At 40.7% G+C, this 23,551-nt stretch carries 24 protein-coding genes, 1 pseudogene and 2 riboswitches; of the genes and pseudogenes, 6 read left to right on the top strand and 19 right to left on the bottom strand.

The features are described from left to right. Window positions 1-647: 647 nt before the first annotated feature. A complete protein-coding gene (locus tag AC1DIV_RS17605) occupies window positions 648-2,003 on the top strand; it encodes an MATE family efflux transporter (RefSeq protein WP_477576991.1) in 1,356 nt (451 codons plus the stop codon). A 61-nt stretch (window positions 2,004-2,064) separates the two neighbouring features. Here AC1DIV_RS17605 and AC1DIV_RS17600 read toward each other — a convergent pair whose 3' ends face one another. Continuing rightward, window positions 2,065-2,838 carry an SDR family oxidoreductase gene (locus tag AC1DIV_RS17600; RefSeq protein ID WP_340876679.1) on the bottom strand — a complete coding sequence of 258 codons (774 nt, stop codon included), beginning with the start codon at window positions 2,836-2,838 and terminating at the stop codon, window positions 2,065-2,067. Window positions 2,839-2,996: 158 nt separating this feature from the next. Between AC1DIV_RS17600 and AC1DIV_RS17595 the strand changes: the two genes are divergently transcribed. Beyond that, entirely contained in the window at window positions 2,997-3,464 is a 468-nt protein-coding gene (locus AC1DIV_RS17595) for an Hsp20/alpha crystallin family protein (RefSeq protein WP_289350236.1), read from the top strand. A 195-nt stretch (window positions 3,465-3,659) separates the two neighbouring features. On the opposite strand, the gene AC1DIV_RS17590 is transcribed toward AC1DIV_RS17595, so the two are convergent. From AC1DIV_RS17590 to AC1DIV_RS17565, 6 genes are all read right to left on the bottom strand, one after another. Continuing rightward, window positions 3,660-4,394 (bottom strand): CAP domain-containing protein, encoded by a 735-nt coding sequence (locus tag AC1DIV_RS17590; protein ID WP_340876680.1) that lies wholly within the window; start codon window positions 4,392-4,394, stop codon window positions 3,660-3,662. Between the two features lie 448 nt (window positions 4,395-4,842). Next, window positions 4,843-5,280 carry a FixH family protein gene (locus AC1DIV_RS17585; RefSeq protein ID WP_063575895.1) on the bottom strand — a complete coding sequence of 146 codons (438 nt, stop codon included), beginning with the start codon at window positions 5,278-5,280 and terminating at the stop codon, window positions 4,843-4,845. 19 nt (window positions 5,281-5,299) lie between these two features. Then, the gene (locus AC1DIV_RS17580) at window positions 5,300-6,715 is read right to left on the bottom strand and encodes a sensor histidine kinase (protein WP_054400403.1); all 1,416 of its coding nucleotides are present in this window, start codon (window positions 6,713-6,715) and stop codon (window positions 5,300-5,302) included. Continuing rightward, entirely contained in the window at window positions 6,712-7,398 is a 687-nt protein-coding gene (locus AC1DIV_RS17575) for a response regulator transcription factor (protein ID WP_340876681.1), read from the bottom strand. The genes AC1DIV_RS17580 and AC1DIV_RS17575 overlap by 4 nt, the downstream gene beginning before the upstream one ends. 5 nt (window positions 7,399-7,403) lie before the next feature. Further along, window positions 7,404-8,366 (bottom strand): YncE family protein, encoded by a 963-nt coding sequence (locus AC1DIV_RS17570; RefSeq protein WP_477576989.1) that lies wholly within the window; start codon window positions 8,364-8,366, stop codon window positions 7,404-7,406. Between the two features lie 120 nt (window positions 8,367-8,486). Continuing rightward, window positions 8,487-8,753, bottom strand: a complete 267-nt coding sequence (locus AC1DIV_RS17565) for a hypothetical protein (protein ID WP_340876682.1) — start codon at window positions 8,751-8,753, stop codon at window positions 8,487-8,489. Between the two features lie 111 nt (window positions 8,754-8,864). Between AC1DIV_RS17565 and AC1DIV_RS17560 the strand changes: the two genes are divergently transcribed. Next, on the top strand, window positions 8,865-9,107 hold the full coding sequence (locus AC1DIV_RS17560) for a hypothetical protein (protein WP_034307479.1): 243 nt from the start codon (window positions 8,865-8,867) through the stop codon (window positions 9,105-9,107). Between the two features lie 57 nt (window positions 9,108-9,164). Here AC1DIV_RS17560 and AC1DIV_RS17555 read toward each other — a convergent pair. The 7 genes and pseudogenes from AC1DIV_RS17555 to AC1DIV_RS17525 form a co-directional block, all read right to left on the bottom strand. Further along, a pseudogene (locus AC1DIV_RS17555) lies at window positions 9,165-9,311 on the bottom strand (DUF2188 domain-containing protein); the annotation flags it as partial. A 66-nt stretch (window positions 9,312-9,377) separates the two neighbouring features. Then, window positions 9,378-10,304, bottom strand: a complete 927-nt coding sequence (locus tag AC1DIV_RS17550; RefSeq protein ID WP_340876683.1) for a CobW family GTP-binding protein — start codon at window positions 10,302-10,304, stop codon at window positions 9,378-9,380. Window positions 10,305-10,427: 123 nt separating this feature from the next. Continuing rightward, window positions 10,428-10,961, bottom strand: coding sequence for a cupin domain-containing protein (locus tag AC1DIV_RS17545; RefSeq protein WP_048686713.1), 534 nt, complete (start codon window positions 10,959-10,961; stop codon window positions 10,428-10,430). 24 nt (window positions 10,962-10,985) lie between these two features. After that, complete coding sequence (locus tag AC1DIV_RS17540; RefSeq protein WP_048686715.1) at window positions 10,986-11,615, bottom strand: methylthioribulose 1-phosphate dehydratase; 630 nt, start codon at window positions 11,613-11,615, stop codon at window positions 10,986-10,988. Then, window positions 11,612-12,271, bottom strand: coding sequence for a 2-hydroxy-3-keto-5-methylthiopentenyl-1-phosphate phosphatase (locus AC1DIV_RS17535; RefSeq protein ID WP_340876684.1), 660 nt, complete (start codon window positions 12,269-12,271; stop codon window positions 11,612-11,614). Before AC1DIV_RS17535 ends, AC1DIV_RS17540 begins: the two co-directional genes overlap by 4 nt. Before the next feature lie 6 nt (window positions 12,272-12,277). Next, window positions 12,278-13,510 (bottom strand): 2,3-diketo-5-methylthiopentyl-1-phosphate enolase, encoded by a 1,233-nt coding sequence (gene mtnW, locus AC1DIV_RS17530; protein WP_477576987.1) that lies wholly within the window; start codon window positions 13,508-13,510, stop codon window positions 12,278-12,280. Window positions 13,511-13,618: 108 nt separating this feature from the next. After that, a riboswitch (SAM riboswitch) is annotated at window positions 13,619-13,772 on the bottom strand. Window positions 13,773-13,890: 118 nt separating this feature from the next. Continuing rightward, window positions 13,891-15,063 (bottom strand): aminotransferase class I/II-fold pyridoxal phosphate-dependent enzyme, encoded by a 1,173-nt coding sequence (locus AC1DIV_RS17525; RefSeq protein ID WP_477576985.1) that lies wholly within the window; start codon window positions 15,061-15,063, stop codon window positions 13,891-13,893. Between the two features lie 99 nt (window positions 15,064-15,162). Between AC1DIV_RS17525 and AC1DIV_RS17520 the strand changes: the two genes are divergently transcribed. From AC1DIV_RS17520 to mtnA, 3 genes are all read left to right on the top strand, one after another. Further along, window positions 15,163-15,945: a carbon-nitrogen family hydrolase gene (locus AC1DIV_RS17520; protein ID WP_340876688.1), complete on the top strand. Its 783-nt coding sequence runs from the start codon at window positions 15,163-15,165 to the stop codon at window positions 15,943-15,945. Window positions 15,946-16,016: 71 nt separating this feature from the next. Then, window positions 16,017-16,170, top strand: a riboswitch (SAM riboswitch). A 78-nt stretch (window positions 16,171-16,248) separates the two neighbouring features. Further along, window positions 16,249-17,451 carry an S-methyl-5-thioribose kinase gene (gene mtnK / locus AC1DIV_RS17515; RefSeq protein ID WP_340876689.1) on the top strand — a complete coding sequence of 401 codons (1,203 nt, stop codon included), beginning with the start codon at window positions 16,249-16,251 and terminating at the stop codon, window positions 17,449-17,451. A gap of 14 nt (window positions 17,452-17,465) precedes the next feature. Further along, window positions 17,466-18,512: an S-methyl-5-thioribose-1-phosphate isomerase gene (gene mtnA, locus AC1DIV_RS17510; RefSeq protein WP_289350241.1), complete on the top strand. Its 1,047-nt coding sequence runs from the start codon at window positions 17,466-17,468 to the stop codon at window positions 18,510-18,512. Between the two features lie 174 nt (window positions 18,513-18,686). Here the strand turns inward: mtnA and AC1DIV_RS17505 are convergent, their stop codons facing one another. The 5 genes from AC1DIV_RS17505 to AC1DIV_RS17485 form a co-directional block, all read right to left on the bottom strand. Beyond that, a complete protein-coding gene (locus AC1DIV_RS17505) occupies window positions 18,687-19,574 on the bottom strand; it encodes an LCP family protein (protein ID WP_340876690.1) in 888 nt (295 codons plus the stop codon). A 113-nt stretch (window positions 19,575-19,687) separates the two neighbouring features. Continuing rightward, window positions 19,688-21,151 carry a lmo1851 family serine protease gene (locus AC1DIV_RS17500; protein ID WP_340876691.1) on the bottom strand — a complete coding sequence of 488 codons (1,464 nt, stop codon included), beginning with the start codon at window positions 21,149-21,151 and terminating at the stop codon, window positions 19,688-19,690. A gap of 278 nt (window positions 21,152-21,429) precedes the next feature. Then, complete coding sequence (gene deoD, locus AC1DIV_RS17495; protein ID WP_034307509.1) at window positions 21,430-22,134, bottom strand: purine-nucleoside phosphorylase; 705 nt, start codon at window positions 22,132-22,134, stop codon at window positions 21,430-21,432. Window positions 22,135-22,363: 229 nt separating this feature from the next. Beyond that, window positions 22,364-22,534, bottom strand: coding sequence for a YozD family protein (locus AC1DIV_RS17490; protein WP_064505166.1), 171 nt, complete (start codon window positions 22,532-22,534; stop codon window positions 22,364-22,366). A 171-nt stretch (window positions 22,535-22,705) separates the two neighbouring features. Continuing rightward, window positions 22,706-23,413, bottom strand: coding sequence for a hypothetical protein (locus AC1DIV_RS17485; RefSeq protein WP_034307510.1), 708 nt, complete (start codon window positions 23,411-23,413; stop codon window positions 22,706-22,708). Window positions 23,414-23,551 lie beyond the last annotated feature (138 nt).

The following is a 23,551-nucleotide window of genomic DNA, read 5'->3' as shown; positions in this document are numbered from 1 at the left end:
GCTTTCTAAACATAGTTCTATTCAGCGAGATCGACTTGAAATGGTTACTTTAGATCAACTGGTGCCAGCAAACCATTTGGTTCGTAAAATTGAAGGTGCCATTGTCTTCTCTTTCATTTAGATTTGGTGAAAGATATGTATTTAGAGGTAGGACGCCCAAGTTTTGTTCCAGCTAAATAAGTTAATCTGACCTTCATTCAATATACCTTCAGTATTCGTTCATGCGTAAAACAATAGAATTGAAAGAAGGTTGAAACTAATATGGCTTACAGTTGGTTCTTTGGCTCAGCAGTTGTCATTAAGATACGATAAAAATCTGTTCAAACAAGTCTGTATCTTTAAAGTGTCGTTTAATTTTCCCCGAACATTGAGATATAACTCACTTTATCATGGAAACCATATCGCACTCTTTCACATGTGTGGGAATCCACCTATACTTGCTCTGCACTTATTAACTTAAATAAGGGAAAATTCAAAAGAGGTTCTGAAAATTTTAATTCCGAAACCCTTTTGTCTACAAACTGAGACTTGCCCCAAACGGCAAGTCTTTTTTGTTTCAAATAAAAACTCTTAAAACATCACATGCTTATGTGATATAATTCTTTCATTGTGTTGAAAATTCCAAATATTGATATTGAGGTACTTTGATGAATCAGACTTTTACTAAATCACAAAAGATCCGCCTGTTATTTTATATATTGATACCTATCCTGATCACCCAAATCAGCATGTATGCCATGACTTTTTTTGATGTGATGATGTCAGGGCAATACAGCACTCAGGACGTTGCTGGCGTCTCCATCGGCAGTTCGCTATGGACACCCGTGTACACGGGGCTGAGCGGGATATTGATTGCCTTAACACCGGTGGTTTCACAGCTGGTGGGTTCCAGGCAGTCCAAATCCGTTTCCTATTCCGTGATGCAGGCCATTTATTTAGCTGTGGCTTTAGCCTTGATCATTTTAATCATTGGAGCTTTTTCTCTGAACCCCGTATTAAATGCCATGGATCTTGAAGATAGTGTCCACATGGTGGCTCATGATTATTTGATCGCCCTTTCACTCGGTATCATTCCTTTATTCATTTATAATGCGTTGAGGGCTTTCATCGATGCTCTGGGCCAAACTAGGATTTCCATGATCATCACCTTATGTGCGCTCCCGGTAAACGTCCTTTTTAATTACTTGTTAATATACGGGAAGTTTGGATTCCCTGAACTTGGCGGTGTCGGTTCCGGGTACGCCACTGCCATTACCTATTGGTTAATTGCCCTGGTGGCCATATTGATCGTGATAAAAATAAACCCATTTTCGACATATCAGGTTTTCACTGAATTTTTCCGTGTTTCCTGGAAAGAATGGAAGGCCTTATTGTTGATTGGGGTACCCATCGGTCTTGCTATTTTCTTTGAAACAAGCATTTTTTCAGCTGTCACCCTTTTGATGAGTAAGTATGATACCGTGACGATTGCGTCACATCAGATTGCCATGAATTTTGCGTCACTGCTTTATATGATACCGCTAAGTATATCCATGGCATTGACGATCGTCATTGGATTTGAAATTGGGGCAGCCCGTTATAAAGATGCCAAAGAGTATAGCTGGATTGGCATTTCGATGGCCTTGACGATGTCACTCGTTTTGTCGACCATCCTCTTCCTCTTCCGTGAACCTGTGGCCTCTTTATACACTAAAGATCACGAAGTAATGATGCTGACATCACATTTTTTAATATATGCCATCTTCTTTCAGATATCGGACGCCCTGCAGGCACCTATTCAGGGCATTTTGCGTGGATATAAGGATGTAAATGTCACATTTGCCATGTCACTGGTCTCCTACTGGATTCTCGGGCTTCCAATTGGCTATTTCTTTGCAAAGTTTACGGATATGGGAGCCTTTGGGTATTGGATCGGCTTAATTTCCGGCTTGGCTCTTGGGGCTATAGGCTTGGCTGCTCGCTTACGGTACATTCAGCAAGTAAAATATAAAAAAATGGCATAAAAAAAGTGGGGCTGGATTAACCGGCCTCACTTTTTTCATACCGAATTCAAATTCTAAAGCACTAGGCTTTATATATTTTCCCAAGAACATCCTTACCGCCTGTTACCGGTATGATGCTCCCGGTAATGAAATCTGATTTTTCATCACAAAGGAACGTGATCACCCTCGCTATATCTTCCCCCGTACCCGGTCTGCCGACTGGAACCGTATCATCCTTTTCGGCTCTCGCAACCCTTATTTCCTTCTCTTTCCAATCCCCTATGATATCACCAGGACAAACCATATTCACGGTGATTCCATGAGTAGCTTCTTCCGCAGCCAAAGTTCTTGTCAAGGAGGTCAAGCCGCTCTTTGCAGCGGCAAAAGCAGAACGATAAATCCAACCTGGTGCAGTTTCACACCGTTCAAACCCTAAGGTAATGACTCTGCCCCAGTTTCTGCTGCGCATTTGTGGAATAAGTTCCTTCGCAAAATAGAAAAAACCATTTAAATTCCCGTCCATGATGTACTTCCATTCATCGCTGCGATAAGCAGTCATCGGTTTACGATCATGCATATATGGCCCTGCGTTATGAATGAAGATATCAACATGGCCAAATGTCTCCGAAATCTTTTGCAATATATTCCGGCAATCTTCCTCACTTGACGAGTCACCTTGAATCGCAATTGCCTTAACATGGTACATTTCCTGTAATTCATCCACTAATGCTAAAGCTGCCTTTTTACTTTTTCGATAAGTAATGATAATGGACATTCCATTATCCGCGAGTGAAAATGCCATCCTTTTGCCGATACCCGTTGCTCCACCAGTAATAAAAGCTACTTTTTCATCCACAGGCTTACCCTCTTTATCTAATGGATTTTACTTAATTATACATAAGTTTATTCCATTTTCTATAATTTAGTAATTATAAAAAAGAACCTCTGGGCTTTAGCTGCATAAAATATAACAAATAAACCTGTCAGACCATAAGCAGGAGAGAGGAATTCAATATGTTTCCCTGGAATTCACTTTTTTCTTTTAAGAATAACCCGAACCAAAAGGAATTCATGAAAAATATGCAGCAAAGTGATGTTCAATCGTTCATTGAAAAGGTATTTTCACAAGTGATCCCTGACAATATGCAAGGTATGATGAACCAAAATGATGGCGGCTCACAAAAAGTAAATGCCAGATCTGAACATCCTTTACATGCCGAAGTATTTGAAACCCACTTATATGTCTTCGTAAGAATTCCAATACAAGATGAATCTTGGCTAAAGAAAATGAAACTTTACCATACATCTAACCAATCCATCATCGAGGGGATTCCTGAAGAGTCAGATCGGCATGTCATAACACTCCCCGCACCTGTAAAGAAAAAAGGGGCATCAGCCCAATATAAAGAATCAACATTGGAAATACGGCTTCAAAAAAGTTTCAATACACAGTATTCAGAAATCGATGTATCGGAATTTTAAGTGGCTTCACCGGGACCTCACTGATGTTAAGGTGCGGTTCCAGTTATTTCTTGGTTCAATTTTTTTTAGATTTGGGTACATTATAGAGAACCAATCGATGTCACAATTGATTTTTTTCATGGAATGGAATGATTCATTCTCGCAAAAAAAAAAAGCGCACCCCAATTTAATGGGATGCACTATTCTATTAATCTATTATTTTCCGATGAATTGTTGAGTCCAGTAGTTACCAGATTCTACGTAACCTACTCCAATATGAGTAAAGCTAGAATTCATGATGTTTTCACGGTGTCCTTGGCTATTCATCCAAGCTTGTACCACTTCTTCAGGTGTTTGTTGACCTTGTGCGATGTTTTCGCCAGCTGTTTTATAGCTGATTCCGAATTGTTTCATCATATCGAAAGGTGAGCCGTAAGTCGGGCTATTGTGGTCAAAGTAGTTTTTATCTTTCATGTCTTGAGACTTGATACGTGCAACTTTGCTCAACTCAGTGTCGATTTTAAGAGCTGCCAAACCTTGTTTTTCACGTTCTGCATTCGTTAATTTAACAACTTCTTGTTCAAAAGCACTTAATTCAGAGCTTGTCTCTGGTTTTTTATCAGTTGATTTATCAGGTGTTACTTCTGGTGCTGCAGGTTTTGCTGCTGGTTTTGATTGGTTCGTTGTTCCAGCTTCTTGTTGAGCTGGTTGTTGAGCTGGTTTTTGAGCTGGTTTTTGAACTGGTTTTTGTTGTGCCTGCGCTGCAGGTATAGTGATATTGTATTTAGCTAGGTATTGGTTAAGGACTTTTTGCATATCCTCTTTATTCGTAGTTTTATAAGTTACTTGTTTCACTGTATCACAGTTGGCTGCTTCAGCTTGGTTAGCTCCTACTCCTGTGAATATAATAGCTGCAGCCGCAGCTGCTGACATAATCATTTTCTTTTTCATTCGTATTTCCTCCTGTGATGTTCATTTTTTGTTGTGCTTTGCTTCTGGAATTATCATAACATGCACTTTTTGTAATAAAGGCACCATCAATTTCCATCAAATTCAAAGGATGCGAATGAAAATATATTTATGATCCAAGTTTCAGAGAAAACAAGCATAAATGCTTTAACTATCTATGTTTCTACCATCAGTATAAATACTCATATTTTTCCAGTAATTATTTGTCAATGGTAGTTACATAGAACCATTTCCATGGAATACTAATAACTTTTAGTTGACATATCGTTACTAACCGAATTATTATGACTTTCTTTACTTTTATGTTACAAATTTTTCGGTTTCACTTCGACATTTCGTCATTTTCCCCCTATCGTCCTGAACATTTTTCCAAATAAAAAAAACAATCCGGATTTAGGCCCGAATTGTTTTGATTTTGATGGTCCATTCATCATTTCATTTCTTCATCATTCATCTCATCCATTTCTTTTTTTCCGCCATTTTGTTCGGGAGTGCTTGGTTTACCTATGACGAATTCTTTCTTTGGCATGTTGTGCATGTCCCTTGCCGTTACGTGGGCATATACATAATAGGTTCCTTCTTCATCAAAAGCCTTTTCCAGTTCATATATACCGTTCCCTTTATGTTTTACTGCTATCTTGTCATGGTCATCGCTATTCGCAAGCCAAATTTCAAAACTGACATCATCCGCATCTGTCACGACTTCGTCCCCATATGTTACTTTTGCCTGAAATTTCACAGGCTCATTCACTTTACCCTGAGTTGGATCAACAGCTAAATCGACATTTAACATTTTTGGAATTTCCTCTTTCTTGCCGCATCCAGCCAAAAAAATTAACGCCATGCAAAATAACATGATTTTTTTCATTTTTGAACGTATCCCCTTTTTATGAATTCCATTCTTCTTTTATATTCGGCAGGATGACCCTGACTGTTGTTCCCCTTTTTTCCTTGCTTTCTATTTCGATTTTACCATTTTGTAATTCCACCAATTTTTTGACAATGGACAGTCCAAGCCCTGAACCGCCATCAAAACGGCTGCGTGCTTTGTTCACACGGTAAAAACGATTCATGATATACGGCAGATCCGCTTCCGGAATCCCGTTGCCCGTGTCAGTTACCAGCAGTTCGCAATCATCTTTATGCTGAATTAGGGTAATATGAATCGCCCCTCCGGAATCCGTATACTGAATGGCGTTATCAAAAATGTTATGCAGGATCTGTTCCATCCTTCCTTCATCCCCAAAAATAATCGGGTCTGGATCCAGGTCTAGCTTCAAGCCCAATTGTTTTTCCTTTATTATCGGTTCATATTTCACAAGTACGTCTTCAATGAATTGCGCATAGGCAATCGGGGTTTTATTTAACAGGAATGGAGCACTTTCCATTTTTGATAAGTCCATAAGATCTCCCACAAGCCGCTGCAGCCTAAGAGCCTCCCTTGAAATGAGTTGAAGGTATTTCCGTTGCTCTTCATCATTTTTCACGACACCATCCAATATGGCCTGCGTATATCCCTTTACGTAACTAAGGGGGGTTCTGAGCTCATGTGCAACATTTTCTAGAAATTCTTTTTTTCTTTCTTCTTCCAAATGGATGGAATTGGCCATATCATTAAAGGCTATTGCTAGTTTACCTATCTCATCATGACTCCTTACCTCGACCTGTATGTCATAATCCCCCTCTGAGACACGATGGGCCGCAGTCTCGATTTCCTTAATCGGACTGACTAGCTTTTTCAACCATTTAGTAGTAAACAAAATCGCGACAATCAAAAATAATAGAACCGCCGCCAACCATTTTGCAGCAAATTCCTTAAATAAGACCGTAATGGAATCTACAGGAATATATGTATAGATGATACCTTCGAGGCGATTTTCGTCAATCAGGGGTATGATCGCCGCTACGATGTTCTTTTCAAACCTTTTCTCATATCCTTCTTTTTCAACGGCTTTCCCATCTAAAAGCATTTGCCGTTCTTCTTCAGAAATAAGGGTATCGTAATTGATTTCAAAAGGCAGACAAGCACTCAATTCCCTGGGATTATTGACGACAAAGACTTCGCTGTCGTTCTTACTGTTAAACCATTCAACTTTTTGCTTAAAGTCTTCGCTGATTTCACCGCCGGAATAATCCGCCCCTAGCAATGATGCTTCATTGACTAAATCCGTTTTAAGCTTCTCCACATATAGATTTTTATAATAATATTGAGAAAGGGAGTAAGCGAACAGCACGGATAGGATGATGGCGGAGATAATGGTGAGCCATAATTTAAAAGAAAGGGTTCGCCATTTATAGATCATTTCTTTTCCTCTATCTTATAACCGATTCCCCAGACGGTTTGAATGTAATCGGCCGCTCTTAATTTCATTCGTAACGTTTTAATATGGGTATCCACAGTACGTAAAGATCCTCCATACTCACCGCTCCATACATTTTCAAGCAGTTGTTCACGGCTGAGTGCCTGGCTTTTATGACGCATGAGGAATAACAGCAAATCGAATTCTTTCAAGGTTAAATTGATTGGCTTCCCTTCCACTAAAACCGTTCTGGATTGTAAGTTCAAGCTAATTTTACCGAATCGGACATGGTTTTGATTCTCTTCATTCAATGATAATTTCCCTGTCCTTCGCAATACCGCTTCGACCCTTGCGACCAATTCTCCTGGATTGAACGGTTTGACGATATAATCGTCGCCGCCAAGCTTCAGCCCTTTCACCTTATCCCATTCTTCACCTTTCGCACTGACAAATATCACAGGGATCTCCCCAATTTCACGAATTTCTTCACAAACGGAGAAACCATCCATACCTGGCATCATGATATCCAATAGGATTAAATCCACTTCCTCTGTTTCAACCATACTTATAGCTTCTTTTCCATTTGCAGCTTGAAGGCATCGATAACCTGAGTTCAGCAAATACATTTCAACTAGATTACGCATATCTTCTTCATCATCCACGACTAAAATGGTGTAAACATGCATGTCATCTACTCCCTCAACATCAATTGGAATGGACCTTCGCCGACTTTGATCGTTTTTTTAACATCGACTGTTTCAGCATCCATTACATACACTTCATCACTATCATATCCCGCCACGACCACATCTTCATTAAAGTTCGCCATTTCAAAGGGGTTGACGCCGACCACTTTGCTTTTGACTTCCTCATATTGATCATTCAATTTATATAAGGAGCTAGTCCCATGACTAAGGACAAATATTCCTTCATCATTTTCCAGGAACTTTATCGGCATGGTTGGCGCCTTAAGCTTTTTCTTCAACTCTCCAGTTTTTGCCGAATAAATATATAGATCTTCTTCCACTTGATCCCCATCACCGTGTCCTCCGATCCATATTTCATCCTTTTCTTCCCTTAATAATGTGCCTGTGCTGGAACTATGTACGGGAAATTCGAAATCGACCTTTTTCGTTTCAAGATTTATCACTGAACATTTGGTATCACCAAAATTAATAACATACAATCGATTCGCTTGCTCTCCTTGAAGAACGGTCAAGGGGCTTTTACCAACCTTGACAATATCCTGTTCCTCCCCATCAGCATTTAAAAAATAAATGGAGTGATTCGATTGATTGACCGCCACGATGCTTTTACCATCACGTAACAACTGCATATTGACGATCCCTTTCCCAATTTCCCAACTGTTTATCAGTTTTCCTGCAGATAAAGAGTACACTTGGACTTTCTCCATCTCTTTTCCATAAAGCAGGATAGTATCTTTGTCTGCCAGGAGCAGGGCTCCGGTAAATGGTTCTGAAATATCCCATTTTGCAAAAGCATGATAGTTTTCGTCTATGAAAGTCAGTGATGTATCCTTGATATTGACAGTTGCCAGGAAAGATTGACTTTTATTGATTTTAGTAAATGCATTACCGCTATTACACCCCGTAAGCAGTACGATGGCAAGAAAAAGCACAATGCCCCACTTCATAATTTTAAGCTCCTTATTCATTAAATATCTATTTTTAAAAAATTTTAACAATGATTTGTGAAAAAAGTATGAAGCATAAAAGAATATTTGCTAACAAGCATCCGTATCACACTCGAAAAATCATAATCTTTCCAATTCAGTGATATAGGCCATTACAATCGCATTTTTCATTTCTTCCGAAAGCGAAGATTCCATCACGCGTTTAATAGAAAGGTAAAATTTCTCCAATACTGGTTTTCGGGCGCGGGGATGGGCATTTTCATCCAAAAGCTCTCGTCGGATGAGTTCCGGCAACACTTCCCTTCCCCCTCCATCGTTCACCTTACGATTGTTCCATATGCTTAAATAAGCCACCAGTAATTCTTCTTGCCTGACAGTTTCTTTCATAGTATCCCTTCCATCCATTACTAATTTATACATATTAATGTTCAAGTTTGTAAAGACTATCTTCATAATAAGATATCATGCTTTTTAAAATCCAAAAAAGGAGTGAGTACAATGTCTCAAGTATACCGCTGTCCGAATTGCCGGACAAATAAATCTCGCTTCAATCTCATTCAGCAAGTAGCAACACCCATTAAAAAGGATCCCCAATCCGGTGAGATTGTTGAACAATATTCGAACGACTCCCTTCTGCCATTCCATCTAGCATATAATGGTCCTGAAGTTCGGGTTCAGTGTGCTGCCTGCGGATTGATAGAAGACGAAAAGACATTTGCCGCCTTTGGAATGCAACAATAAAAATGGTCAGACCCCTATGTGGGTCTGACCATTTTCTCAATCATTTCCTACTGACATCTTAGCCCGGTCTATGGCAATTGGAATGGCTTTTCCATCCTCATATCCTTCATCCAATAATGCATTTGCGATTTCTATAGCCTTTTCCCTAACATCTTTATCTAGATTCTTCATCGAGTTTGGGTAATCGTTCTTATTCCATGGCACTAATACCGCCTCCTTAATAAGAAAGTCTTCTTTTCATGTTTCCCTTCTTTAATGGGCGGTAAACGTTTATCGGGCCGCTTTCGCTTCCAAAGCTTTCAACTGACCGATCAACATTTCCTTTTCCAACTTTTCCCCGATCATGACGATATTCAATGGCATTTTCATCATTTCATTCATATACATCGGCATTCCGTAAGAGTATTGGAATAAATGCGGGTATTGTGAATGTGTAAAGGAAATATATCCTTTCATTCGATAGACCGTTTCCGGCAGAGCCCTAAGCCACTCTTCAAAGTCGGTTTGTGCCACAGCACCTTCAAATGTATGAACGATTGCAGTTAAGTGCAAATGGTCATGTACATCAAGCTTTTGATGTCCATTATGCCTTTTTCTTTGCATTTGCTGCAATGATGCCAAGGAAACGGCTGCATACTCCGTCAATAAACATACAGCATCCGTATTCAGCGCCTGTATCGTATATATTAGCTGTGCGGCCTTCATCTCACTTACCATATCCGCTTTATTCAATAAAATGAAATCGGCATGATGGATTTGCTCTGCAAGCAGCTGTCGAAGCTGCGGAGACAGTTCCTCCCGATCGCGCCACCTTAATAAATCGACGACCGTGATGATCCCTTTATATTCCAGCTTTTTGGCGAAAATCGGCGACATGATGCCATCCAATACTTCAACTGGATGAGCTGCACCCGTCGTTTCAATATAAACCGCATCCAGTTCATTTTCGGTTAGTAACTCATGAAGCTGAACCTCCAGTTTATCTTGAATTGTGCAGCAAATGCACCCGTCAAACAACTCCTTCAGAGGCACTCCATCACCAATGAGTCCGCTGTCAACCGATACACTGCCGAGCTCATTTAAAAGCACTGCCACTTTTCTGCCCGCTTCACTTTCCTGTTTTAAAATATTTCGAAGAAGCGTCGTTTTCCCGCTGCCGAGAAAGCCGCCCAATATGTACACTTCGGTCGTTTTCATTCTTATCTGCTCCTAAATCCGGTTAAATTCGATTCCGTTAAATTTTATCATAATTAGCTTACTAAAGCACTTGCCGGATTCACATAAAAAAACCAGCCCGTAAGCTGGTTTTTCAACATTGATTCATGCTTGAACTTCGTCTTTTTCGTAAATCGGCACCCATCCCGCAGCTGTTACGAAAATCCGGACAGCAACAGTTTTCCTATCTTCCGCGAGCGTGAAATAATGTCTTGTTGATTCTGGTACACTAATAAGATCTCCTGGATTAAGCCGTACATCAAACCACTGTTTATCATTGCCTTCAATGGCAAAGATACTCGTTCCGCCTGCTATGAAACGCACTTCATCATCTTCGTGATGGTGTTCCTGCTTAAAGTTTTCAAGCATTTGATCCAAGTTCGGGTTTGCATCGGATAATGTGATGATATCATGGGCTTTATAGCCTCTTCTTTCAGAGATTTCCGCTATCTCTGACTGGAATGTTACAAGGATTTCCTCCTTGTCAGCATCTGTTAAATCGTATTTTTCCACAAGATGGGCAGGTAATTTAGAAATGTCCCATTGCTCATAAATAACCCCTTGTGTTTCTAAAAAACCTTTTACCTGTTCACCGTTTTCAATAACCTCGTTTGTTTCATGGAATCTGATCGTTGCCATCATTCATTCCTCCTCTATGAGTATTTATCTTATAGAACCTGCAAACGCCTTTTGTTGATTAAGCAACAGTTGATATTGAAATAAAAATTCGCAAGCTTCAAGTATTCTTTTTGCTTCGAATCCGCTTTTGCCCCAAACCGTAATGCCATGATTGCGTATCAGCACAGCGCCAGAGTCTCCTTCGACATGCGGCTTGAACTTATCGGATAGCAGCGGAATGTCAGCGTGATTATATATGATTGGAATCCGAAGCTCCGAATCTTCATCCCACCGACCGGTCGCTTTAATGATTTCATGATTACGAAAGGAAACTTGGCCTTCATCTCCATACAATTCCGATATCACATTATTTTCAACTGTATGGACATGAAGTACACAGTTCGCATTGGTTTTTCGGTAAATGTCTGTATGAAGTAAAGTTTCGGCCGATGGTCTTAGGTTCGTTTCTTCAACTGGTTTTCCTTTTAAATCCACCAGTAAAAAGTCCGAATCCGATTGCTTCCTTTTATCCTTACCGCTTGCGGTAATATAAAAGAAAGGGCTTTTGGGTTCGCGGATGGACAAATTCCCGCTAGTTCCCATAAACCAATCCCTTTCGGCCAGTTCAGCTTTAATATCTGCCAACTCCTGCCATTCTTTAGAATGAGTGTTCACGCTTTAACCACCTCCTGCTGCTTTATAATGTCAATTACATCAAAAAATGTTTCGAATCCTTGATGTGGAATTCCTTCCCTATCGCATTTTTCAAGCAGTATGTCACGGGCTATGACAAAATCGGCCTGTTTTGCCGCTTCAAAATCCGTCACTGAATCTCCAATAACGAGTTTAAAATCTTCCGGGCCCGTAATTTTCCTCATAATGGATGGCTTGCAGCAACCGCAATCATTATTACATTGATCATCACAAGCATGTGGCCACTCAATATAAATCTTTTCCTTATCAAAAAATGCATGGTTGCAATACACGGACTCTGTTGGCAAGATATCATTCAAAAGGGGTGCAATGAAAAAATCCATGCCCCCGCTTACAATATATAAAGGGATATTGGCTTGTTTCGTATACTCAACGAATTCATAAAACCCCGGACGAATGCCGGCCGTTTTTCTTACATATTGGATGATGTCATCCTTCAAGCCACTATCAAGCAGGGAAAACATATCCCCAACTCCTGAAGATATACTGATTTTTTGCTGAAGGACACCGTCTTTCAACGCTTCCCATTCCGGAGGCGCAAATTTCTTCATAATTGAAATGATATTATCTGTGTTGGTGATCGTTCCGTCAAAATCACAAAAGATGATCGGTTTCATTATTTCTTATAGGCCTCCCCACAACACAAGAGCTTTTTTTAGGGTTTCTTCCTCAGCCGCCGCTTCAGAAAGTTCCTTTCCTGCCAGAACGGCTTCCACAGCAGAACGGAAAGCCTTGGCACCGCCCTCTGCTCCGTCAGGGTGCCCGTGAATTCCGCCTCCGGCATTAATCACACTATCAAGCCCGAAATCCTTGATCAGGTCCGGAACCATGCCCGGATGAATGCCTGCAGAAGGAACAGGGAAGGCTTTTTTCCATGAAAGTTCATCTTTTGTCAGAGCTTCAGCAATCGCTAAGGTCTCCGTTTTTTCAAGTGCGACATTTCCATAAGGAGAAGGGAATAAAGATAAATCCGCGCCTGATAACCTTACTAATTTACCAAGCAATAATGGATAGCCGATACCATAAAATGATGAAGATGCCAATGCCCCGCTATATGCGGGGTGCGCCATGATCGGCAGCTTGATACGATCATGTTCACTCAAGGCCTGCAATACATCCAAACCATATGTATGAACGTTGAACAATAAAGCATCTGCCCCTGCTTCAGCCGCTTGCTCTGCCTTATCCAATAATTCAAAAGTTTTCCCTGATAGATTGACAGCATATAAAGTACGGTGGCCAGTGGTTTCATAGACTTCATTCAATATTCTTTTTCCCGTTTTTATTCTATCGAAAAATGGAGTCAGTTCCTGGTCGAAGAGGATCTCATCATCCTTAACCAGGTCGACACCTCCCAATGCTTGTTGCCTCAGTTGCTCATTATGAAATGTTAGGTCTCTTCCCAATACACCTTTAAAAATGCTCATCACCAAGGGCCGGTTAAATACGCCAAGCTTTTCCCTTATGCCTTCAATGCCAAATTGCGGCCCGGGAAAGGCTTTTTGAATATCACCGACAAAATCCAAGTCGATAAGTTTTATTTCACCGTCCAATGAGAGTTTGCCGAAGACCGTCGTAAGGATTGCAGGTAAATCATTGGAGAAATTCCTTGCCGGATAGGCAATTTTAATCAGCGAACGGTATACTTTCCGATTAAAGTAGCTGTTTGCCCTCTCTTCTTCAGAGAGGGGTGTCACCGATACGACGCGTCCCTTATGTTTTTCCAGTTGTTTCTGTACCAAATGTGGCAAGTCCGTCCATGTCCCGACAGTCAGACCCAAGGCAATGCTCTCTGCTTTTTTCTCATGATTTCCATTAAAGTCATGAATTAAATAAGTAGCGACTATCTCGCTCATCTGATCACTCCTATAACACGTTAGTAAACTCTCGATGTCATTATTGGCCTGAGATGGTCTCAAAATGGCAAAAGCCCCTTCATAAAGAAGAGGCTTTAAAAAGCCATCTTCTTATCTCCCAGCCATCGGCTGCAAGAATTAGCACCGTGCCTTGTGGATTTCAAAAAAATCCGGCGGAAGGATTCCGCCCCATTTTACAATGGAATTACGGTCGGTTGCTGGGCTTCATCGGGCTAGTCCCTCCACCTGCTCAAAATAAGAAAACGCTGATATATAAGTTGCATCCAAGTATCGAAAGATTAAGAATTTATTTTGTATTCTGACAGGTAATTCCTACTTTGTCAATAAGTTTTAACTATTTAAAGGTGAATCATATTGCATTAAAATAAGTTTAATGTACGTATTCGTTCCACAGCCTCTTGCAGCCGTTCTTCCGAAGTCAGTAGCCCTACCCTGACATAACCTTCGCCAAATTCACCGAACCCATTCCCTGCGGCAACAGCTACATGGGCATGCGTTAATAAATAGTCCGCAAAACTCTCGGACGTAAAACCTTCAGGTACTTTGAGCCAGGCAAAAAACGATGCCGCTGGAGCTTTGACATCCCAGCCGATGGCCCTCAATCCCTCAATGAAAACATTCCTTCGCCCCTCGTACATCTGCACTAACTTCTCTACACAGGTCTGTGAGTCAAGCAAAGCGCTTGCCGCAGCTTCTTGTATCGCCGGGAAAAGACTCACATAAAGATGGTCTTGTAATAGTTCAAGAGCTTCTATTACACTCTTATTGCCCACTGCGAAGCCGACTCTCCACCCTGCCATATTGTATGTTTTCGATAGAGTGTATATTTCAACTCCTACATCCTTCGCTCCCTCCGCCTGGAGAAAACTTATCGGTTTTTTTCCGTCGAATCCTATCGCCCCATAGGCGAAATCATGGACCACACATATTGAATGTTCTTTTGCAAAGGAGACGGTTTCATCAAAGAAACTTTCAGTTGCAGAAGCGCCTGTGGGATTATTCGGATAATTCAAGAACATCATTTTGGCTTTATCAAGAACTTCTTTATGTATGTCATCGTATTTCGGAAGAAAATCATTTTCTTCTGTCAAGGGCATCAGTTCGGTCTTTGCCTGGGCTAAAACAACACCGGAAAGATAATCCGGATAGCCGGGATCTGGAACAAGGATCGTATCACCTGGATTCAATAAACACTGCGGAAGTTCGACAAGACCTGCCTTGCCCCCGAAGAGAATCGCCACTTCACTTTTCGGATCCAGCTTGACACCGTATTCTCGTTCATAAAAGACGGCAGCAGCATCTTTTAAATATTGATGTCCCCGGAATGGCGAATATTTATGATTAATCGTTTTTTCAGCAGCAGACTGCAAACTTTTGACGATATGTTCCGGCGTCGGCTGATCAGGGTTTCCCTGGCCTAAATTAATGACATCATGTCCTTGCTCCGTGATTGCATTGACTTTTGCGACCAGTGAAGCAAAAAACTGCTTGGGCAGGTCCTGAAGCAGTCCGGATTTTTCGAATTGCACCATTTATACACCTTCTCTGAAATTTCTTGAAATTCTAGTCACAAATGATATATGTTTATCGTAGTCTTGTAAAGCATTTTTTACGTGTGGGGGTTTTAAACGATGAAGTGGAAAATAGCTTGTATTCAAATGGATATAGCCTTCGGGCAACCGGATATCAATTTTCAGGTTGCAGAACAATGGATGGAAAAAGCAGCTCGGTCCGAACCCGATATCGTCATATTACCAGAGCTTTGGACAACCGGATACGACTTGACCAGGCTGAATGAGATTGCTGATCAAGAGGCAGAAAAAACGATTGAATTTCTTAAAACACAGGCACAGAAACACCAGATTCACATCATCGGCGGTTCCATTGCGAAAAAAACAAGCAAGGGAATCTATAACACCATGATCATCATCGATAAACACGGAAAGCTCATTAAAGAATATGATAAGCTTCACTTATTTCAATTAATGGATGAACATCATTTCCTGCAGCCAGGTGAAAAAGATGGTTTATTTACTCTTGATGAAAAAATATGTGCCGGGTTCGTTTGTTATGACATTCGTTTCCCCGAATGGCAGCGAGTCCATACCGTTCAAGGCGCGGAAGTTCTATTCGTTACGGCTGAATGGCCAAAGCCGAGACTCGATCACTGGAGAGCCTTATTGATAAGCCGTGCCATCGAGAACCAAGCCTATGTTGTAGCCGTTAATCGTACAGGTTCGGATGTCAATAATATATTTGCGGGCCATTCCTTGATTATTGATCCATGGGGGAATATCATAAGTGAAGCCGGAGAAGGAAACGAACTATTGACAGGCACCTTGGACTTCAACAAAGTTACGGAAGCACGTAACAAAATACCTGTATTCGAAGATCGCCGTCCTGATTTTTATTAATTTACCCATTGACAAACTATTTAAAAAGTTGATATTATTTTCCCGAAGATTAAAATTTCAGAAAACATTTACTCTTATCAAGAGCAGGCTGAGGGATAAAGGCCCTATGAAGCCCAGCAACCGACTGTAATACCATTGTGAAATGGGGCGGATTCTCCGCCGGATTATTAAATCCACAGAGCACGGTGCTAATTCCACCAGAATTCATTTTCTGGAAGATAAGAGGTCCGAAGCCAAAACTTCTGCCTCTTTCTATATGAAAGAGGCTTTTTTATTCTTATTTTGAATCTGGAGGGGAAAAGAATGACTCAAAACCATTCAAATTTTAAGAGATTGACAAACGAAACAGCTATAACTCTTGCAAAAAAACTTGGGTTGGTCAATGCGGATGCAAGTTTGACATGTAATGAAATCGGCGATGGAAACTTAAATTATGTTTTTCATATTACAGACACGGTCACAAACAAAGGTATAATAATCAAACAAGCGGTCCCTTATGCCAAGGTACTTGGTGAAAGCTGGCCGCTGACATTGAAAAGGGCAGCCATTGAAGCGAATGCGCTGATTCATTTCAGAAGTTATTGCCCCGAATTCGTACCGCAAGTTTACTATTCGGATGAACAGCTTGCCATCACAGTCATGGAGGATTTATCGCACTTGAAAATCGTTAGAACAGGATTGATTGATGGCGATTCATATCCATTGCTTTCACAGCATATTGGTGAGTATGTTGCGAAGACGGCATTTTATACATCCGATTATCATTTAGAACCATCCGCGAAAAAGGAAGTGGCCCGACATTTCACGAATCCGGAACTCTGCAAAATAACTGAGGTCTTTATTTTCACGGATCCATTTTTTGAGGAACTCCCGGGAGATTTCGAGGTGGAATTGAAAGATGCCGCCCAAAAAATATGGAATGATCAAGAAGTGATACTTGAGGTCGCTAAGCTGAAACAAAGCTTTGAAACCGAGCAGGAAGCCTTACTTCATGGAGATTTACATACTGGAAGTATATTTGCAAGTGAAACTGAAACAAAGGTTATTGATCCTGAATTCGCTTTTTATGGGCCCGTTGGTTTTGACCTTGGCCAATACACCGCCAACCTTCTTTTTCAGGCAATTACACGAAATGGCGCTGGAAAGGAAGAGATTTTCTCACACCTTCATGAATTTTGGAATGCCTTTGAAGAAACTTATACCGAATTATGGGAAGCCCAAAATAAAAGCCCATTCCGCCATGTGAAAGGGTATCTGCCTTATTTGCTGACAAAATTCAAAAAAGATGCATTCGGTTTTGCAGGCTGTGAACTGATTCGGCGAACCATTGGCCTTTCCCATGTTGCCGATTTAAACGTCATTGAAGATAAAGTATCAAGGATCGCTGCCAAAACGGCAACATTGGAAATCGGTACTTTATTAATTAAAAAACGGGAGGAATTGGATGTTCCAGCCGTCATTGAAGCGTTGAAGCAACGGACACTGCCATCTTACTCAACCATTTAAAAGGAGACCTGAACATGACTACAATAGCACCCTTACCATATTCTGTACATTGGGATGATACCCATATTACATTATTAAATCAACAAGCCCTTCCTTCCATAACTGAATTTATAGAACTTCATTCTGTTGATGATGTATATGACAGCATTTTGACTTTAAAGGTTCGCGGTGCCCCTGCAATTGGACTGACGGCAGCATTTGGTGTTGCACTTGGTGCCAAACAGGAAACAACCGCTGAAATAGGGGAATTCAAGAAAAATGTAACGAGGCATATTGAAAAACTCGCCTCTTCACGGCCAACTGCAGTCAACCTTTTTTGGGCTTTAAAGAGGATGGAGAACACCTTGCAGGCTGCGCAAAGCATTTCAACTGCCAAGGAAGCACTTGTAGCGGAGGCTAAAGCCATCTTTGCTGAAGATGAAGAAATGTGCAGGAAAATCGGGGAACATGGTTTATCCCTATTCACTAGAGGTGATTCCATTCTTACGCATTGCAACGCTGGGGGAATCGCCACAGCTCGGTATGGTACTGCCTTGGCTCCCTTCCACCTGGCTAAAGAAAGGGACTTTCCGCTAAAAGTGTACGCATGTGAAACCAGGCCTGTCCTGCAAGGGGCTCGTTTGACGGCTTGGGAGTTGATGCAAGCGGGAGTTGACGTCACCTTAATTTCTGATAATATGGCTGCTCATACGATTCACCAGAAACGGATAAATGGAATTATCGTCGGGGCCGACAGGATTGCGGCCAATGGAGATACAGCCAATAAAATCGGGACATTGGGATTGGCCATACTAGCCAAGCACTTTGGTATCCCCTTTTATGTGGCCGCACCATCAAGCACATTCGACCTGTCTATCGAATCCGGCACATCCATCCCGATCGAAGAACGGAATGAAGCGGAAATCACCTTCATTCAAGGTGTAAGGATCGCTCCGGAAAACGTGAAGACTTTCAATCCAGCCTTTGACGTTACACCGAATCATCTAATTACAAGCATCATTACCGAAAACGGCATCATAACACCGGATTTCTTCAAAAACATTCCGCATTTTGTTAATTGATCCAGGTTCCTTTATTGGTGATAAAAAACGAGAAGGATTTCTTATCCCTCTCGTTTTTTAAAGGTGATCGAATTAAGATTATTCTTGCGAGGTCTATACTACAATATTAAATTTCGAACATCTTCAGTTAATATAAGGATGTCTTCGATAATAAAAGATAATTGGACATTCTTATTATTTTGAAAAGAACTCCTTAAGTGCCTTTTTATTTTCAGTGCAGTCCATTTCCAAAACGGCTCCGGACTGGGGATATATTTCATCTTTAAAGCTTCCTTCCACTGGAACCCTTAGGGTTTCGACTTTGTCCGGTGTATGGAAAACGGCTTTTGGTCCCATTTCCATTATTGTTTTCAGACCAATATCTGTATCCAAGTACGATAGTCCTTGTTCTATGATACTAGGAAGGGCAGCCATCCCTTCGAAGGATGAGATTTGATTTATAAACGCTGTTTTTAATTGAACCATTACTTCTTGTTGACGCTCAACCCTGCCAAAATCACTTTCATCGTCATGTCTAAAACGGACATATTTCAATATTTCCTCACCATGTAAAACATTTTTACCGACGCTTGCTTGGATACTCATATCATCTATGATTTCCTGATCCACATTCACCGCCACCCCCTCAGGGGCAAGTAAATCCACCATCTTCACAAATCCTTGGAAGTCGATTACCGCAACATGGTCGACCTTGACATCGAAGTTTTCCTGTATGGTTTTCTTCAGCAATTCCCTCCCACCATAATAATAAGCAGCATTTATTTTGTTATATCCTGATTTATTCCCGGGGATTTTCACATAACTATCACGCATAATGGAAGCCAGCTTCAGTTTCTCCTGCTCAGGAAAGTATTTTGCCAGGATAATCGCATCTGATCGAGATTTTTGCTCTCCCCTTGTGTCAACACCAATTAACAGAAATATTTTATCGCTTTCCTTAGTCTCTTCTTTTGTTAGTTTTTTTTCCGTACCTTCATTTCCATTTTGTTTGGGTAAAGGCACATAGGTGCAGCCTGCCAGAATCAAGACCAATAGATATATGAACAATACCTTTTCTTTCATTACCTCACCTCATCGGAAAATTACCCCTATTCTCTGCCTAATTTTGGAATCCTATGCATGAAACGACAAAAAAGCCTGCCAACGATATTCGCTGACAGGCTTTTCGGTCAAAATCATTTATTGATTTCTTTCTTTAATACTTCTACCGCCTTTTTCACTTGTGTGTCATTCTTAAGGATTTTCTCCTGGATGACCTGCATCAATTTCACGGTAGTATCATCTTTAATGGTGCCAGTTTCTTTAATTTTTTGTTCCCTTTGGAATGCTGTGACCGCATTCGTTGTTGCTTCATCAAAGAATCCATCTATCTTACCCGGATCATGGCCTGCTTCCTTCAGCATCTCTTCAGCTGCTTTCACTTCACTCGAAGAATCGGATGCTTTCAATTCCTTTTCAGGGGAAATGTACGGAAGGCTGGCATAATCAGGAAGCTTCACATTAATATCCGGCTTGATCCCTTTTTTATGAATCCAATTGCCTTCAGGAGTCAACCATTTAGCTGCCGTATATTTGAAGTTAGATCCATCTTTAAAGGGTTTTGCGGCAGTCTGCACTGTCCCTTTCCCAAATGACTTGACACCAATCAATGGAATGTCCGCAGACTCACTGACAGCCGCTGCAACGATTTCAGAAGCACTGGCACTTCCGTCATCAATCAACACGACTACCGGGATTTTCAGTTCTCCATCATTCTCCGATTTAAAGACTTCTTTTTTCCCGCTGCGATCCTCAACTTGAAGGACCACTTTCCCATTAGGTACGAACAGGCTTGCCATTTCTACAGCTTGGTCAAGAAGTCCTCCTGGGTTTCCCCGTAAATCCAATACGAGACCCTTCATATCCTTCTTGGACATTTCTTCAAGCGCCGTTTTCAGCTCTTGGACTGTATGTTCGGAAAAACTGGTCACTTGAATTTTTGCAACTCCATCATCAAGCATTTCCGCATATACCGTTTCAATCGGAATTGTGTCCCGTTTAATGGTGAGCTCGATCGGTTCCGACTCACCAGCTCTTGAGATGGAAAGATCCACTTTGGTACCCTTCTCGCCCCTGATTTTCAGGACAGCTTCAGACGAGGTTAGCCCTTCAACACTTTTACCATCCACACTTAAAATGATATCATTTGGTTTTACCCCTGCTTTTTCTGCCGGGGACCCTTTTATCGGTGAGACGACCATGATTTTTCCATCCTGCTCCTGAATCTCAGCACCGATTCCTTCAAAAGATGAAGAGATGCTTTCACGGAAACTCGACGCTTCCTTTTTATCCATATAAGCAGAGTATGGATCATCCAATGATTTGATCATTCCATTAATTGCGCCGTCAACCAGCTTTTCTTCATCAACCTCTTCATAATAGTTATCTTTTATCTTATCGTATGTAGAATACAGCTTTTCAAATTCCGCATGCTTATCCGGTGCTAATGACTCTACTTTTTCATCTCCAAAGGTCAAGGCTATTGTAGTAATCCCTGCAGTTAGAAATATGACTAAAAAAATCCCCATAATGAACGTAAACTTCTTTATTTTAATGAATTTCCCTGCCTCTTTTGGCTGTTTTTGATTTTCTTCTTCCACTGAAGCCTCACCACTTTCATTCTTCATGACGATATAAACGATTTCATTCCTATTTTATCAGCTTTCATGCCAATCGAAAAATAATAGTTATCAAAAATAACAACTTATAGCCATATGTATTTTTTAATAAACTTCAAATCATGGAGAATGCTCCAAGGACAACAGGCATCTCCTGATATTACAAAAATGCGGATACCTGGAACAAATGCCTGTATCCAACCTGCCATTATACAGCATCACTTATTCCTGGTCACCCGCCTGTCATTTACATCCAATTATCAGTCCTGGATAGCTGCTTCCAATGCCACTTCAACCATTTCGTTAAAAGTTGACTGGCGCTCATCCGCCGACGTTTCCTCACCAGTTAAAATGTGATCGGAAATGGTTAATACAGATAAAGCTTGGCGGCCAAATTTAGCAGCAAGCGTGTATAGGGCTGCTGATTCCATTTCTATCGCAAGTATTTGGTATTTTGCCCATTTTTCCAATTCACTATTATCATTATAAAACTGATCGGCCGTAAATACATTACCGACCTTCAATTGCAAGCCCTTTGCCGTGCCGGCGTCATAAGCTTTTCTTAGTAATTCGAAATCTGCGGTCGGGGCAAAGTCCACCCCGCCGAAAGTCATACGGTTCATTTGGGAATCGGTGGAAGCACTCATTGCAAGGATCACATCCCTGACTTTTACATCTTTTTGAATCGCTCCTGCAGTTCCCACACGAATCAACTTCTGGACATTATAGCTATTCATCAATTCATTCACGTAAATCGAAATGGATGGGACACCCATGCCTGTACCTTGTACAGAAATTCGTTTTCCTTTATATGTCCCTGTATATCCAAACATGTTACGAACTTCATTATAAAGTTTAGCATCCTCTAAAAATGTTTCAGCAATATATTTTGCACGCAACGGGTCCCCAGGAAGTAAGACCGTTTCCGCAATTTCATTCTCTTTTGCACCAATATGTACGCTCATACGACTATGTCCTCCTTAACTTGTGGTTGAAATCATATTCAAAAACTACTATACCATATCAACCACAAGTTAGGAAAATCGAACCTTATCTGGAACTTGAAAAATGGAAATCACGAAACGACTTTTGGCACCCTTCCTAAATCGCAAACAAAACGGCGGAGGTCCGCCGTCTTTTTTTTAATGGTTAATAAAATTAAGGGAAAGGAAGCTGCTAACCGTCTTATGACAGCTACTCATCGACTTCTTCATCAATTATGCATTTTTCAAGAAGATATTCGAATGTGATGTCAGCAAGATCTTCAACTTCAGCTTCTGTTGGAAGATAGCCCCGTCTTATCAATTCTTGAAAAAAGAATTCCGCTATCTCTTCTGTATCAATAAAAACCTCAATTTCTCGCAAATCATCGCCCCCTTATTTAAAGGTCTATGAATGTGTAGAGACAAATATACCAGTAAGGCATCCCTTAATGGAAAAACATATGAAGGGTCTATCGTTATCAAGTTCCATTCGTGTTCAATTTGAATGGATACTTCTATAGGGAATCTGGAATTTGCCCTTTATAGATGCCTTTCACTTCGTTTGCTTCTTTTTATGATCTGGATAAATTTCCTCTGCCGCCTTTTCTATTTTAGCGAGGGCGATCTTCATGATGTGACGATATTCATCATCGCCAAAATGTTCGTAGAGCTTACAATAATCATTATATAAATCCAACAGGCCATCAATCATTTCCTTTTTTTCATCTTTTGTCATTGTCATTTCTCGCTCACCTTTACCAGGGTTGTTTTGTTTAGCAATGATAGCAAGCTCATTTTTCTTTTGAGGAAGGAGCAGACCCAACTTTTTAATGATTCCATCTGCACGTTTAGCATCGGCAATCAAAGTCAGTTCTTCTTCATGCGCTTCAAGCCATTCACCATCAGAGATTCTTGATAACTCATAGATTACATCCTCCCAGGCATTTTCCTTATAGCGCCAAATTTCCGTTCGATAGCCGATAATCTTGAAATAATCCTGTTCATATCCATCCACTTGGACCAAGTCACCTAATAAAAATTTATATTCAATATCGATTTGTTCTTTCGGATAAAGGATTTCTCCTTCATATTCATTTATCGATTGCAATGTTTTTTCGATATAAAGACCTTCACTATAGTTCACTTCATACACATAAGCACCATCGAGAAATTTCACATCGGTTATATTCCCGACTGTCCCATACATTGTTATTACGACTGTATCGCCTAATTTAAATTTCGGCTGTTTTTTTTTGCCCATAAGAGACATCCCCCAATATGGTCCTTATCGTTTGATTAGTAAATTATATGCACAAACAAACATGGAGGTTAATGGAAATAAGCGGGCATTTTGCTCATTTAGCTAATTAACCGGCCCATTTATTTAAGGGCACTACAA

The sequence above is a fragment of the Peribacillus sp. 05N428 genome, from assembly GCF_056397085.1.
Note: the sequence above shows the minus strand (reverse complement) of the source record. Positions and strands in the feature narration are given on the sequence as shown.

What these genes read in the sequence shown, in the direction of transcription:
- AC1DIV_RS17605 (WP_477576991.1), top strand. Translation starts at nt 648, where the DNA reads ATGAATCAGACTTTTACTAAATCACAAAAGATCCGCCTGTTATTTTAT.
- AC1DIV_RS17595 (WP_289350236.1), top strand. Translation starts at nt 2,997, where the DNA reads ATGTTTCCCTGGAATTCACTTTTTTCTTTTAAGAATAACCCGAACCAA.
- AC1DIV_RS17590 (WP_340876680.1), bottom strand. Translation starts at nt 4,394, where the DNA reads ATGAAAAAGAAAATGATTATGTCAGCAGCTGCGGCTGCAGCTATTATA.
- AC1DIV_RS17585 (WP_063575895.1), bottom strand. Translation starts at nt 5,280, where the DNA reads ATGAAAAAAATCATGTTATTTTGCATGGCGTTAATTTTTTTGGCTGGA.
- AC1DIV_RS17580 (WP_054400403.1), bottom strand. Translation starts at nt 6,715, where the DNA reads ATGATCTATAAATGGCGAACCCTTTCTTTTAAATTATGGCTCACCATT.
- AC1DIV_RS17575 (WP_340876681.1), bottom strand. Translation starts at nt 7,398, where the DNA reads ATGCATGTTTACACCATTTTAGTCGTGGATGATGAAGAAGATATGCGT.
- AC1DIV_RS17570 (WP_477576989.1), bottom strand. Translation starts at nt 8,366, where the DNA reads ATGAAGTGGGGCATTGTGCTTTTTCTTGCCATCGTACTGCTTACGGGG.
- AC1DIV_RS17565 (WP_340876682.1), bottom strand. Translation starts at nt 8,753, where the DNA reads ATGAAAGAAACTGTCAGGCAAGAAGAATTACTGGTGGCTTATTTAAGC.
- AC1DIV_RS17560 (WP_034307479.1), top strand. Translation starts at nt 8,865, where the DNA reads ATGTCTCAAGTATACCGCTGTCCGAATTGCCGGACAAATAAATCTCGC.
- AC1DIV_RS17550 (WP_340876683.1), bottom strand. Translation starts at nt 10,304, where the DNA reads ATGAAAACGACCGAAGTGTACATATTGGGCGGCTTTCTCGGCAGCGGG.
- AC1DIV_RS17545 (WP_048686713.1), bottom strand. Translation starts at nt 10,961, where the DNA reads ATGGCAACGATCAGATTCCATGAAACAAACGAGGTTATTGAAAACGGT.
- AC1DIV_RS17535 (WP_340876684.1), bottom strand. Translation starts at nt 12,271, where the DNA reads ATGAAACCGATCATCTTTTGTGATTTTGACGGAACGATCACCAACACA.
- mtnW (WP_477576987.1), bottom strand. Translation starts at nt 13,510, where the DNA reads ATGAGCGAGATAGTCGCTACTTATTTAATTCATGACTTTAATGGAAAT.
- AC1DIV_RS17525 (WP_477576985.1), bottom strand. Translation starts at nt 15,063, where the DNA reads ATGGTGCAATTCGAAAAATCCGGACTGCTTCAGGACCTGCCCAAGCAG.
- AC1DIV_RS17520 (WP_340876688.1), top strand. Translation starts at nt 15,163, where the DNA reads ATGAAGTGGAAAATAGCTTGTATTCAAATGGATATAGCCTTCGGGCAA.
- mtnK (WP_340876689.1), top strand. Translation starts at nt 16,249, where the DNA reads ATGACTCAAAACCATTCAAATTTTAAGAGATTGACAAACGAAACAGCT.
- mtnA (WP_289350241.1), top strand. Translation starts at nt 17,466, where the DNA reads ATGACTACAATAGCACCCTTACCATATTCTGTACATTGGGATGATACC.
- AC1DIV_RS17505 (WP_340876690.1), bottom strand. Translation starts at nt 19,574, where the DNA reads ATGAAAGAAAAGGTATTGTTCATATATCTATTGGTCTTGATTCTGGCA.
- deoD (WP_034307509.1), bottom strand. Translation starts at nt 22,134, where the DNA reads ATGAGCGTACATATTGGTGCAAAAGAGAATGAAATTGCGGAAACGGTC.
- AC1DIV_RS17485 (WP_034307510.1), bottom strand. Translation starts at nt 23,413, where the DNA reads ATGGGCAAAAAAAAACAGCCGAAATTTAAATTAGGCGATACAGTCGTA.